Annotated in this window: 12 protein-coding genes; all 12 read left to right on the top strand. The window is 54.3% G+C overall.

Annotated elements, in window-relative coordinates:
• Positions 1-112: 112 nt before the first annotated feature.
• Entirely contained in the window at positions 113-3,688 is a 3,576-nt protein-coding gene (gene smc / locus GSF01_RS19665; RefSeq protein WP_159887001.1) for a chromosome segregation protein SMC, read from the top strand.
• A gap of 81 nt (positions 3,689-3,769) precedes the next feature.
• On the top strand, positions 3,770-4,759 hold the full coding sequence (ftsY, locus tag GSF01_RS19660; protein WP_159887000.1) for a signal recognition particle-docking protein FtsY: 990 nt from the start codon (positions 3,770-3,772) through the stop codon (positions 4,757-4,759).
• A gap of 117 nt (positions 4,760-4,876) precedes the next feature.
• Positions 4,877-5,227, top strand: a complete 351-nt coding sequence (locus tag GSF01_RS19655; RefSeq protein WP_159886999.1) for a putative DNA-binding protein — start codon at positions 4,877-4,879, stop codon at positions 5,225-5,227.
• A 43-nt stretch (positions 5,228-5,270) separates the two neighbouring features.
• Complete coding sequence (gene ffh, locus GSF01_RS19650) at positions 5,271-6,638, top strand: signal recognition particle protein (protein WP_159886998.1); 1,368 nt, start codon at positions 5,271-5,273, stop codon at positions 6,636-6,638.
• Between the two features lie 39 nt (positions 6,639-6,677).
• Positions 6,678-6,950 carry a 30S ribosomal protein S16 gene (gene rpsP, locus GSF01_RS19645; RefSeq protein WP_159886997.1) on the top strand — a complete coding sequence of 91 codons (273 nt, stop codon included), beginning with the start codon at positions 6,678-6,680 and terminating at the stop codon, positions 6,948-6,950.
• A 28-nt stretch (positions 6,951-6,978) separates the two neighbouring features.
• Positions 6,979-7,209, top strand: a complete 231-nt coding sequence (locus tag GSF01_RS19640) for a KH domain-containing protein (RefSeq protein WP_159886996.1) — start codon at positions 6,979-6,981, stop codon at positions 7,207-7,209.
• Positions 7,210-7,282: 73 nt separating this feature from the next.
• Positions 7,283-7,807, top strand: coding sequence for a ribosome maturation factor RimM (gene rimM, locus GSF01_RS19635; protein WP_159886995.1), 525 nt, complete (start codon positions 7,283-7,285; stop codon positions 7,805-7,807).
• Positions 7,804-8,544 carry a tRNA (guanosine(37)-N1)-methyltransferase TrmD gene (gene trmD, locus GSF01_RS19630; protein WP_159886994.1) on the top strand — a complete coding sequence of 247 codons (741 nt, stop codon included), beginning with the start codon at positions 7,804-7,806 and terminating at the stop codon, positions 8,542-8,544. Before rimM ends, trmD begins: the two co-directional genes overlap by 4 nt.
• A gap of 245 nt (positions 8,545-8,789) precedes the next feature.
• On the top strand, positions 8,790-9,131 hold the full coding sequence (rplS, locus tag GSF01_RS19625) for a 50S ribosomal protein L19 (RefSeq protein WP_159886993.1): 342 nt from the start codon (positions 8,790-8,792) through the stop codon (positions 9,129-9,131).
• Between the two features lie 75 nt (positions 9,132-9,206).
• A complete protein-coding gene (lepB, locus tag GSF01_RS19620) occupies positions 9,207-9,797 on the top strand; it encodes a signal peptidase I (protein ID WP_159886992.1) in 591 nt (196 codons plus the stop codon).
• A gap of 47 nt (positions 9,798-9,844) precedes the next feature.
• Positions 9,845-10,738, top strand: a complete 894-nt coding sequence (ylqF, locus tag GSF01_RS19615; RefSeq protein WP_159886991.1) for a ribosome biogenesis GTPase YlqF — start codon at positions 9,845-9,847, stop codon at positions 10,736-10,738.
• A 998-nt stretch (positions 10,739-11,736) separates the two neighbouring features.
• The coding region (locus tag GSF01_RS19610) for an IS110 family transposase (RefSeq protein ID WP_201305441.1) at positions 11,737-12,320 on the top strand (584 nt) is incomplete at its 3' end.

Raw genomic sequence — 12,320 nt, 5'->3', positions numbered from 1 at the left:
GAAGCAGGCGGCGGCCATCGGTCGCCGCTTCTTTTTGCGCTGAGCGGAAGACAAAAGCACGCTCTACGCGGGGCGGCGGATATGATACAATAGCGCTAAGAGGTGAGTCAACTTGTTTTTGAAGCGTATTGAGCTGTCGGGTTTCAAGTCGTTTGCGGACCGCACGGAGCTGGAATTCGTCCAGGGCATCACGGCAGTTGTAGGTCCGAACGGCAGCGGTAAAAGCAACATCTCCGACGGGATCCGCTGGGTGCTCGGGGAACAAAGTGCAAGGAGCTTGCGCGGGGGCAATATGCAGGACGTTATTTTTGCAGGAAGCGATGCCCGCAAAGCCGTGAACTACGGGGAAGTATCCTTGACTTTGGACAACGCCAGCCAGTCTCTGCCTCTGGATTATCAGGAAGTCACCGTCACCAGGCGAGTACATCGCAGCGGCGAGAGCGAATATCTGATAAATAAGCAGTCCTGCCGTCTGAAGGATATCACGGAGCTGTTCATGGATACCGGAATCGGGAAGGAAGCGTACTCGATTATCGGGCAAGGCCGGATCGAAGAGATTTTGAGCACGAAATCAGAGGAGCGCCGGGGCATTTTCGAGGAAGCTTCGGGGATCGTCAAATATAAATCGCGCAAGAAAGAAACGGAAAAAAAGCTGCAGGAGACCGAGCAGAATCTGCTGCGGATTCACGATCTCGTGTCGGAGCTGGAGGATCAGCTGGACCCGCTGCGCACCCAGTCCGAGAAAGCGATCCGCTTCAAGGAATTGAAGGAGGAGCTCAAGTCCAGCGAGATCGCCATGTATGTGTATCAGATCGAGCAGATCTACCAGACCTGGGAGGAGACGAACAAACGTCTGGACAAGCTCAAGGAATCGCAGCTCGAGCTGTCGGGCTTCGTCAGCGCGCATGATGCGCAGCTGGAGACGGATCGGTGGGAGCTTCGCCGTAAGGAGGAAGCGATCGAGGAGCTTCAGGGCAAGCTGCTGCAGATCAGCGAAGACTTCGAGAAATGCGAAGGGCAGGGAGAGGTGCTTAAGGAGCGGAAAAAAAATTACTCCGCCAATCGCGCTCAACTGCAGATCAATTCCCGGCAGCTGGAAGGCCGAATGGCGGAGAAGGAGGCTGAGCTCGGTGAAGCTCGCGAGAAGCTGCGCGTGGTTGCCGATCAGCTGGCCGGAGTTCAGCAGCAGTTGAAGGCGGAGGAAGACCGTCTGCTCGGGGTGTCCGGCGGCATCAGCAGCGCGGAGGAGGACCGGCTGAAGGGCGAGCTGCTCGAGGTGTTGAACCAGACGGCTAATGCTCGCAACGAAGCCCGGTATACCGAGCAGCAGCTTGAGGCGCTTGGCCGGAGACTGGATCGGCTGGGCGACGAAAACCGTAAGTGGCTCGATCAGCAGGAGAGCATCGCGGCCCGCAAGTCCGCGCTGGAGAAGAGACTGGACAAGGCATTGGCGGGCATTCAAGAGGCGCGCAACCGGTATCTGGAGCTTAGTCAAGGCGTACGGGAGAAGCAGGCGCTCTCGGAAGAGGCCCAGGCGGCTGTGCGCAAGTGGGAGCAGAAGATAGAGGCGCTGGTCTCGCGGCGCGATACGATGAATGAGATGGCCAGCGATTATGATGGCTTTATGCATGGGGTTAAGGAAGTACTGAAGGCGAAGGACCGTGCGGATCTCCGAGGCATTCACGGGGCGGTCGCGGAGCTGGTGAAGGTGCCTGCCCATGTGGAAACGGCGATGGAAACGGCGCTTGGCGGTGCGCTTCAGCATGTGGTGGTCCAAAGCGAGGCCCACGGGCGAGAAGCGATCGGCTTCCTGAAGCGTCGTCAATTAGGCCGGGCGACCTTTCTTCCGCTGGACGTCATCCGCGCACGCTCGATCCCCGAAAGCGAACAGCGGGGTATCGAGAGCATGGAGGGGTTCGTCGGGATTGCGGTCGATTTGGTCCAGTTCGAGGATCGATACCGGCAGATCATCGGCAGTCTCCTCGGCAACGTCATCATCGCCCAATCGCTGGAGCTGGCGAACAAGATAGCAGCCCGCGTTCAATACCGGTACCGGGTCGTCACGCTGGAAGGGGATGTCGTGAACCCTGGGGGCTCGATGACGGGCGGCAGCCAGCAGAGGAAGGCGACGAGCTTGCTCAGCCGGCAGCGGCAGATCGAGGAGATGGATAAGGAAATCGTCGTATCTCAAGAACAGCTGGCTAGCTATAAGGCTAAGGCCGATGCGATGCGGCGCGAGATCGGCGACGCGGGCAAGCAGCTCGACGAACTGCGGGAGCTGGGGGAGGCGCGCCGGATCGAGGAGCAGCAGATCCGAGCCTCTCTGGAGCCGCTTGCGGGCGAGTCCAGGCAGGTGGCGGAGCAGCTTGCGCTTCATGGCGCCGATGACGAGTCGATGAGCGCGGAGCGCAGCGACCTGCAGCGTCGCCGGGAGGCGGCGCTGGCGGCGATGGAGCGGCTTCGGGAGGAAGAAGCGGCTTTGCAGCAGGCGATCCGCGAGGCCGAAATTCGCCGCAAGGCGAGCGAATCGGCCAAGGAGGAGCTGCAGTCGCAGATGACGGATCTTAAAGTACAGGTCGCGTCGCAGTCGCAGGCCAAGCAAGCGCTGCAGGAGATGGAGCGCCGGGTTGTCGCCGAGCTGAATGTGATTTCGGGAGAGCTGGAGACATGCAGGGAGTCCCTGCGCCAGCTGGAGTACGATATGGAGCATCATGATCAGGAGACGATACGCCAGATCGAGCAACTGAACGACCTGAAGCTGAAGAAGCAGCAGGCAGCCGAGGAACTGGAGCTGAACCGGGCCGAGCGGGCAAGCTGGAATGCAAGGATAGAGGCGGAGGAGAACAAAACCCGCGAGCAGCGCAATCAGCTTCGCAGCATTGAAGAGCAGCTCAGGCAGACGGAAGTGAAGGTGAACCGGCTTGACGTGGAGCTGGAGAATTTGCTGAAGAAGCTGCTGGATGATTACGAGCTTAGCTACGAGCGCGCTAAGGAACGTTATCCGGTGCCGGAGGACGTGCTCGGCACTCAAAATCTGGTGCGGGACCTCAAGCGCGAAATCGCTATTCTCGGCGAGGTTAACCTGGGCGCCATCGAAGAGTACCAGCGCGTGAACGAGCGCTTTACCTTCTTGTCGGAGCAGAAGAATGATTTGGTGGAAGCCAAGACAGCGCTGTACGGCGTCATTCGCGAGATGGATGAGGAGATGGCCAAGCGATTCCGTACGACGTTCGATGCGATTCGCTCTCATTTCGTAATCGTGTTCGCCAAGCTGTTTGGCGGCGGGCGGGCGGATCTCATCCTCTCCGAGCCCGATAATTTGCTCGATACGGGCATCGAGATCGTCGCACAGCCGCCGGGCAAGAAGCTGCAAAATCTGCAGCTGCTCTCCGGAGGAGAGCGGGCGCTTACTGCTATCGCGCTGTTGTTCTCCATTATCCGGGTTAAACCGGTTCCCTTCTGTGTGCTCGATGAAGTCGAGGCGGCGCTGGATGAAGCCAATGTGACGCGCTTTGCCGAATATTTGCGCGAGTTCTCGGAGCAAACCCAGTTCATCGTCGTTACTCACCGCAAAGGAACGATGGAAGAGGCCGATGTGCTCTATGGCGTGACGATGGAGGAAGGCGGCGTATCCAAGCTTGTGTCCGTACGACTGGAAGAGGACGATGCCGTGATGGAGGCAGGCTAAAGTTAGGAAATTCAGGGCCCGGGCAGGCATATTCCCCCCCGGGTTCATAGATAAATTCAAAGATGAAGGCAGTGATGGCGGATGAATTTTTTTAAACGGTTGAAAGAAAGCATTTCCTCGAAGACGGAAGAGGTAACAAATAAGTTCAAGGAAGGTCTTGCCAAGACGCGCGATGTGTTCATCGAGCGTGTGGATGACTTGTTTTCCAGACGCAAAAAAATTGACGAGGAATTCTACGAAGAGCTAGAGGAAATTCTGATCGGCGCTGACGTAGGCGTGAACACGGTGCTCAAGCTGATTGAAGAGCTGCGTGCCGAAGTGCGCAAGCGTAAAATTGAAAGTCCGAGTGAGCTGCAGCCCATCCTGTCGGAGAAAATCATCGCTCTCCTCAAGGGCGACGAGCAGGCGGGCCTCAACATGGCGGATGCCGGTTTGACGGTTATTCTGTTTGTCGGCGTCAATGGCGTCGGCAAAACGACGACGATCGGCAAGCTGGCTCATTTGCTCAAATCGCAAGGCAAGAAGGTTATGCTGGCGGCCGGCGACACCTTCCGCGCTGGCGCGATCGAGCAGCTTGAAGAATGGGGACGCCGGGTAGGCGTAGACGTCATCAAGCAGCAAGCGGGCTCCGACCCGGCCGCAGTGATGTTCGACGCGCTGCAGGCGGCCAAGTCGCGCGGCGCCGACGTGCTGCTCTGCGATACAGCGGGACGGCTGCAAAATAAGGTGAACCTGATGGAGGAGCTGAACAAAATTTTCCGCGTCATTCGCCGCGAAGTGCCCGATGCTCCTCACGAGGTGCTGCTGGTGCTCGACGCCACGACAGGCCAGAACGCCTTGATGCAGGCGAAGCTGTTCGACGAGAAGTCGGGCCTGACAGGTCTCGTGCTGACCAAGCTGGACGGAACGGCAAAAGGCGGCATAGTCGTTGCTATTCGCCAAGAGCTTAAGCTGCCGGTCAAGTTTGTCGGTCTTGGGGAAAAGCAGGACGATCTGCAGCCATTTGACTCCGACCAGTTCGTGCACGCGCTCTTCAATAAGTGGATAGCCGAGGCCGATAAGCAGTACTGAATGCCGAGGGCTATAGCTGACAAGGAGAAAGACTTGACATCCTATGCCTGATTCTGTATGATAGGTGATGTTGCTTAGGTGTCAAGGGATTTACCTTAACGAAGGGGGTAACGCAAAGTGACGGAAGTAAGCGCCCTTCAGAAAACAAACCGGATCAACCTGCTGTTCGACTTCTACGAGCGGCTGTTGACGGAAAAGCAGCAAACGTTTATGAAGCATTATTTCCACGACGATTATTCGCTTGGCGAAATCGCAACGGAATTCAATATTAGCCGGCAGGCCGTTTACGAGCATATCAAGCGTGCCGAGTCGGTGCTCGAGGAGTATGAATCCAAGCTGCGGCTGCTCGATAAGCATGAGCAGAGGCAGAAGCTGCTTCATAGTCTGCACGAGCTGGCGGGCGGGATGCCCGGCGAGCAGGGGAAGACCCTGAAGGAGCTGGCGGACAGGCTGCAGGCGTTGGATTGACTGCTGAGGTAAAGAATTATTCCCTTGAAGGTGGTGACCACGGATGGCATTCGAAGGATTATCCAGCCGGCTTCAGAGTGTATTCAGCAAGCTGAGAGGCAAAGGGAAGCTGACCGAGGACGACGTTAACGAGGCGCTTCGCGAAGTGCGTCTGGCCCTGCTCGAAGCGGACGTCAACTTTAAAGTCGTCAAGGAATTCGTGGCCAAAGTGAAGGAACGGGCAATCGGCCAGGAAGTGCTGGATAGCTTTACTCCCGGCATGATTGTCGTCGATATCGTAAATAAAGAGCTGACTGCCTTGATGGGCGGTACGAACAGCAAGCTGGCTAAAGCGAACAAGCCGCCTACCGTTATCATGATGGCCGGCTTGCAGGGCGCAGGGAAGACGACGACGACAGGCAAGCTGGCCAAGATGCTGCAGCAGCAGAATCACCGTCCGCTGCTGGCGGCGGCCGATATCTACCGTCCGGCTGCGATCAAGCAGCTGCAGGTTCTCGGCGAGCAGCTGAAGGTGCCGGTTTTCTCGCTCGGCGATAAAGTAAGCCCGGTCGAGATCGCCAAGCAGGCGCTTCAACAAGCTAAGGACCAGCATCACGACTATCTGATCATCGATACGGCAGGCCGATTACATATCGACGAGAGCTTGATGGATGAGCTTAAGCAGATCGTCGAGGCTGTATCGCCGGATGAGATCTTGCTCGTCGTGGATGCGATGACAGGGCAGGACGCCGTGAATGTGGCCGATAGCTTCCACAAGCAGCTGCAGCTGACGGGCGTCGTGCTCACGAAGCTCGACGGCGATACGCGCGGCGGGGCTGCATTATCCGTCAAGGCGGTTACCGGCTGTCCGATTAAGTTCGCGGCGATGGGCGAGAAGATGGATGCCCTTGAGCCGTTCCACCCGGAGCGGATGGCCTCCCGGATACTCGGTATGGGAGATATGCTGACTCTGATCGAGAAGGCGCAGGCCGGTATCGATGCGGACAAGGCTAAGGAGATGGAACGCAAGCTCAGGCAGGCGGAGTTCACCTTCGATGATTTCCTGGAGCAGATGGAGCAAGTCAAGAAGCTCGGCCCGCTTGATCAACTGCTCGATATGCTGCCAGGAGCAGGCAAGATCAAGGGAATGAAGGATGTCAAGGTCGACGACAAGCAGATGTCCCGCGTAGCGGCCATCGTCAAGTCGATGACCAAGGAAGAAAGGCAAAATCCGGACCTGTTGTCCCCAAGCCGCCGTAAGCGTCTTGCAGCGGGCAGCGGCAACTCGGTACAGGATGTGAACCGCTTCATCAAGCAGTTCGACGAAATGCGCAAGATGATGAAGCAATTCTCCGGCATGATGGGGCCGAAGGGCGCCAAGCAGATGAAGCAGCTGAAGAAAATGGGTCGCGGGATGAAATTTCCGTTCTAAACGTTCTGGTTTATCTTACTAGGGAGGTGAATTTTTAATATGGCAACTCGCATTCGTCTTAAGCGTATGGGCGCTCACAAAGCTCCTTTCTACCGCGTAGTGGTTTCGGATTCCCGTTCCCCGCGTGATGGCCGCTTTATTGAGGAAATTGGTACTTACAATCCGGTTGCACAACCAGCCATTGTAAATATTGATGAAGAGAAAGCACTGAAATGGCTTCAAACTGGTGCTCAAGCTTCCGATACGGTTCGCAGTCTGTTCAGCAAAGCTGGCATTATGACGAAATTCCACGAATCCAAACTGCAGAAGTAATCTGTGAGATTGGGAGGGTCCGATCCCGATGAAAGATCTTGTATCTGTAATTGCCAGGGCGCTCGTCGATCATCCGGAGGATGTACGTGTGAATATCGTAGAAGACGACCGCAGCATTACGTTCGAGCTGTCCGTTCACCCTTCCGATGTCGGGAAGGTGATCGGCAAGCAGGGGCGAATCGCGAAGGCGCTTCGCACGGTAGTCACATCTGCTGCAGTGAAAGAATCGAAACGCGTTTCGGTTGAGATCGTATCATAATGGAAAAGATGAGGGTTAGGAGATGCTTCCTAACTCTTTTCTCATTGGCCAGCAAGGAGGCATAAAAAGTACTATGAGCGATAAGCTGTATACGGTTGGTAAAATAGTGAATACGCACGGAATCCGTGGAGAGCTGAAGGTGGTTTCCGAGACGGATTTTCCGGCCGAGCGGTTTGCGAAGAATAGCAAACTCGTATTCGTTGATCCGAATTCGGGAGCTAAGCTGCCGGTGACGGTAGAGTCGGCGCGGGAGCATAAGCTCATGTTTATTATTCGATTCCAAGGATTCGGTAATATCAACGAGGTTGAGAAGTATAAAGGCTGGCTGCTGAAGGTGGAAGAGCAGTATTTGTCTGAGCTGGATCAGGATGAATATTATTATCACGAGATTATCGGCTGCTCGGTCGTTACTGAGGAAGGGGAGGTACTGGGGGAGATCAAGGAAATTTTGTCCCCCGGCGCCAACGATGTATGGGTAATCAAACGTCCGCAAGGCAAGGAGCTGCTGATCCCGTACATCGATGAAGTAGTGCTTGATGTAAACGTAAAGGACAAGAAGGTTACGGTTCGTCTGATGGAAGGCTTGCTTGACCTATGAGAATCGACGTGCTGACTTTGTTTCCTGCGATGTTCGATGGGGTGTTTCATTCGAGCATTCTGGGCAAGGCGAAGGAAAAGGGCCTGGTTGAGCTGAATACGGTTAACTTTCGGGATTATTCGAACAACAAGCATAATACGGTTGACGATTACCCGTACGGCGGGGGCGGAGGCATGGTGCTGAAGGCAGAGCCGATCTTTGCGGCCGTTGAAGATATAAGGCCTGTGGATGAACAGACGAAGCCCCGGGTTATCCTGATGTGCCCGCAAGGGGAACCGTTCTCGCAGAAGAAGGCGGAGGAGCTGTCTCAGGAACGCCATCTGATCTTTGTTTGCGGCCATTATGAGGGCTATGACGAGCGTATCCGCGAATATTTGGTTACTGACGAGATATCGATCGGCGATTATGTGCTGACCGGCGGAGAGCTGCCTGCGATGGTCGTTATCGATAGCGTTGTCAGGCTGCTGCCTGGAGTGCTCGGCAACGAGACGTCTGCGGTTACGGATTCATTCAGTACGGGCCTGCTGGAATATCCCCACTATACGCGGCCGGCCAAATTCCGGGACTGGGATGTACCCGATGTGCTGATCTCGGGCAATCATGCCCATATTGACCAGTGGAGACGAAAACAATCGCTGTATCGTACCTGGAGGAAGCGCCCGGAGCTGCTGGAACGTATCGAGCTGACGGCGCAGGACCGCAAGTGGCTGGCGGAATTCCAGCAGGAGGACAAGTAGGGCGGAGCCCCCGGCTCGGAGGAGTAATGACGAGCATTCGCGGGGCTTCAATCGAACACGGATAAGGCAATCGAATGGTCTCCTATTTTTTTCATAGTTTCAGTTGAGTTTCAATTTGATTTATGCTATGATATCTAACGTTGTGGCATTCGCCACGAGTACGGTGGTCCTCTGCGCGTGACTATTGACAAGACAGGCATCTGGAGAAGCGGCAAGAACACCTGTGTGGAAGGAGGGAGTCATCCATGAGTTTGATTCAAGAGATTACAAAGGAACTGCTTCGCAGCGACATTCCGAATTTCCGTGCCGGCGACACTTTGAAAGTGTACGTTAAGGTTATCGAGGGATCGCGCGAACGTATTCAGCTGTTCGAGGGCGTTGTTATTAAACGTCGCGGCGGCGGCATCAGCGAAACATTCACAGTAAGAAAAATTTCTTACGGTGTCGGCGTTGAAAGAACGTTCCCATTGCATACTCCGAAAATTGACAAGATTGAAGTGGCTCGCCGTGGTAAAGTTCGTCGCGCGAAGCTCTACTATCTGCGCGGTCTTCGCGGTAAAGCAGCGAGAATTCAAGAAATCCGATAGAATGGACACCGGGGGCTTGGTTATCAAGCCCCCGTTCGTTTTCTTTAGCATAATGGTGCGAAGGGTAGGAAGCTGATGGAGCAGGAGCAAGAGCAGCAACAAACCGTTAAAAAAGCGACTAGCATCAAGAATGAAGCTTGGGAATGGGCAAAAGCGCTGCTGATTGCCGCCGTGCTCGTCATCTTGATCCGCTGGCTGATTTGTTCTCCGTTCGTCGTGGATGGTCCGTCGATGGAGCCTAACTTTTATACCGGTGAAAAAATGATCGTTAACAAAATTCTATATAGATTTGCAGAGCCGAAGGCCGGAGAGGTAATCGTCTTCCATGCTCCGGACGGACGGGATTACATCAAGCGCGTAATCGCGCTGCCTGGAGACAAGGTGCGCGTCGAGGGAGATAAGGTATTCGTAAACGATAAGCAAATCTCGGAAGAATATTTGCAATCCGTGCTTGAGGAAGCGGCCAAGAGAGGCACTCCTTACAACCGTCTCAATAACTTTGCGGAGCAGACCGTTCCTGAAGGCAGCTTGTTCGCCATGGGCGATAACCGCTCGAACAGCTTGGATAGTCGGGACAGCCGCGTTGGCTTCGTTCCGTTCGAAAAGATCGTAGGAAGAGCGGATGTCATCTACTGGCCGCTCAACAAAATCAGCCTGATCCACTAATCTGTGGGTTAGGCTGACTTCATATAAAAGTGAGGTGAGCATTCCACATGTCTATACAATGGTTTCCGGGGCATATGACAAGGGCCCGTCGTCAGATTCAAGACAAGCTGAAGCTGATCGATGTGGCGATCGAGCTGCTTGATGCGCGGATTCCGCTGTCGAGCCGAAATCCCATGATCGATGAGATTTTGCAGCAAAAGCCCAGGCTGGTACTGCTGAATAAGAGCGATCTGGCAGATCCGGAGGCAACGCGCCGCTGGATCGAATATTTCGCGGAGAAAGGGCTGGAGGCGGTACCGATCGATGCGGTAGGCGGCAATCCGTCACGCGAAATTATCCAGCGGAGCAAGCAGCTGCTCTCCGCCAAGATTGAAGCCCAGCTGCGCAAGGGGATGAAACCGCGCACGATGCGCGGACTGATCGTCGGTATACCGAATGTCGGCAAGTCGACCTTGATCAATAAAATGGCCGGCCGCAAGATTGCCGCAACGGGCGACAAGCCGGGGGTAACGAAGGGCCAGCAGTGGATCAAAGTAGGCACGGAGATGGAGCTGCTGGACACTCCCGGCATCCTGTGGCCGAAGTTCGAGGATCAGACGGTCGGCTTCCGCCTGGCGGCCACGGGCGCGATCAAGGAAGAAATTCTGGATACCGCAGAAATCGCCTTGTTCGCTATGCGCTATCTGGTCGCACATTATCCCGTCGCCTTGAAGGAGCGCTTCGGGGTGGAGAAGCTTCCGGAGGATCCGTCGGATACGGATGCGGTCGTCGAGCTGATGGAGGAAGTGGGCCGGAAACGCGGAGCGCTGATCAGCGGCGGGCGGGTCGATCTGGAGAAGGCATCGCTTGCGATACTGCGCGAGCTGCGGGCAGGCAAGCTCGGCCGTGTTACGATGGAGCTTCCCGAGGGGGAACCGGCCGTCCAATCATTGGAAGGCTAGAAGCGGATCGCCGTGGACTCAAGTCAGCATAGGAATGCCTCTGTGCGTGCTTGGGGCTCGATGAAGCCAAGGAAGGAATACCGGTCTGTCCAAGCCGGCAAGCAAGCCGCTCGTGTTGCGAGCAGCGTGCTTGCCGGCTTTATTTTTGTATAGAGAGAGAGCAGTACGGCTTGGTGAGTGGAGAGACGGCTTTCAGCTTGAACGAGTGACTAGTTGAACGTTCCCGAGGTAACGTTGCTGGTCCTCCCCATTACCTGAATGGGTATCGGAATCAGCTAACGGACATGGCCTTTGTGTACTCTTAGCGGTCTCCAACGCCGGAAAAACCAAGAAATTGTCGCTCTACCGGTCCAATAGGTCCCTTACATTTGTATCCGTGTCCATCCCAACCGCTAACGGCTCTATACGAAAAATCGTACATATATCCCCGCCTAAGGTGAAATGAGCCGTTTTTGTACGAAAAATCGCACATATATTCCCGCCTAAGGTGAAAGTGAGCCGTTTTTGTATGAAAAATCGTATAAAGAGGCGCATATAGTTGCTCGAAGCTTGCGTTTTATACGAATAATCGTACATATATGCCCGCTTAAGATGAAAATGAGCCGTTTTTGTACGAAAAATCGTATAAAGAGGCGCATATAGTTGCTCGAAGTTTGCGTTTTATACGAAAAATCGTATATATATGCCCGCTTAAGATGAAAATGAGCCGTTTTTGTACGAAAACAGTCATGTCTTCTTTCCTTTCAGGCACAACTCCAGCATGAAAATGAGCAGCATGTGTTTACAGTAATGTTTACCGCTCCATACTTGTAACACCATGGTGAAATACTACGTTAGGATTAATGGTGGTTTGACCCCTTTACGAAAACTGTAAGGACGGGTTCAGTGAACAACTCCCTGCTAGCCCTGAACTGCCCATTCAGGTGACTGCGAACAGAAAAATAGTAAAGCTCGAGCCCATCCTCACCATGAGATCATTTAGTATCGGAGTCGGTTACATGGAAGTATTGTACCCACAATGTGTGGGAATGGACGTTCATCAGGAAACAATAGTAGCTTGCGCATTAATCACTGGCGAAGATGGGCGAGTGGAAAGTGAGACGCGTACGTTCGGAACGATGACCAAAGACTTGTTTGAATTATTAAAGTGGCTTGAGGCGAAGTCGATAAGCCATGTAGCCATGGAAAGCACCGGAATTTACTGGAAACCGGTGTACAACATCTTGGAAGGTTACTTTGACATGACGCTTGCCAATGCTCATCGCATCAAAAATGTCCCCGGTCGGAAAACGGATGTAAGTGATGCAGAATGGATTGCGAAGTTGCTTCGGGTCGGTTTAATTGAGCCGAGTTTTGTACCTTGCGAAGACTTGCGAGAACTTCGCGATCTATGCCGTCTTCGTAAGAAACGTATAGGAAACCTTACTGCAGAAAAAAACCGCATCCAGAAATACTTGGAAATGAGTAACGTGAAACTTGGTACAGTCGCAACCGATATATTTGGCGTATCGGGGCGTAATCTGCTCGAAAAACTAATTACAAAAGGATACGTCGACGCTGACGATGTGGACGAAAGTGTAAA

Source organism: Paenibacillus puerhi (genome assembly GCF_009846885.1).
Lineage (GTDB): Bacteria > Bacillota > Bacilli > Paenibacillales > NBRC-103111 > Paenibacillus_G > Paenibacillus_G puerhi.
This window is presented reverse-complemented; position numbering and strand designations above follow the sequence as displayed.

What these genes read in the sequence shown, in the direction of transcription:
- ylqF (WP_159886991.1), top strand. Translation starts at nt 9,845, where the DNA reads ATGTCTATACAATGGTTTCCGGGGCATATGACAAGGGCCCGTCGTCAG.
- rpsP (WP_159886997.1), top strand. Translation starts at nt 6,678, where the DNA reads ATGGCAACTCGCATTCGTCTTAAGCGTATGGGCGCTCACAAAGCTCCT.
- ftsY (WP_159887000.1), top strand. Translation starts at nt 3,770, where the DNA reads ATGAATTTTTTTAAACGGTTGAAAGAAAGCATTTCCTCGAAGACGGAA.
- ffh (WP_159886998.1), top strand. Translation starts at nt 5,271, where the DNA reads ATGGCATTCGAAGGATTATCCAGCCGGCTTCAGAGTGTATTCAGCAAG.
- GSF01_RS19640 (WP_159886996.1), top strand. Translation starts at nt 6,979, where the DNA reads ATGAAAGATCTTGTATCTGTAATTGCCAGGGCGCTCGTCGATCATCCG.
- lepB (WP_159886992.1), top strand. Translation starts at nt 9,207, where the DNA reads ATGGAGCAGGAGCAAGAGCAGCAACAAACCGTTAAAAAAGCGACTAGC.
- rplS (WP_159886993.1), top strand. Translation starts at nt 8,790, where the DNA reads ATGAGTTTGATTCAAGAGATTACAAAGGAACTGCTTCGCAGCGACATT.
- rimM (WP_159886995.1), top strand. Translation starts at nt 7,283, where the DNA reads ATGAGCGATAAGCTGTATACGGTTGGTAAAATAGTGAATACGCACGGA.
- trmD (WP_159886994.1), top strand. Translation starts at nt 7,804, where the DNA reads ATGAGAATCGACGTGCTGACTTTGTTTCCTGCGATGTTCGATGGGGTG.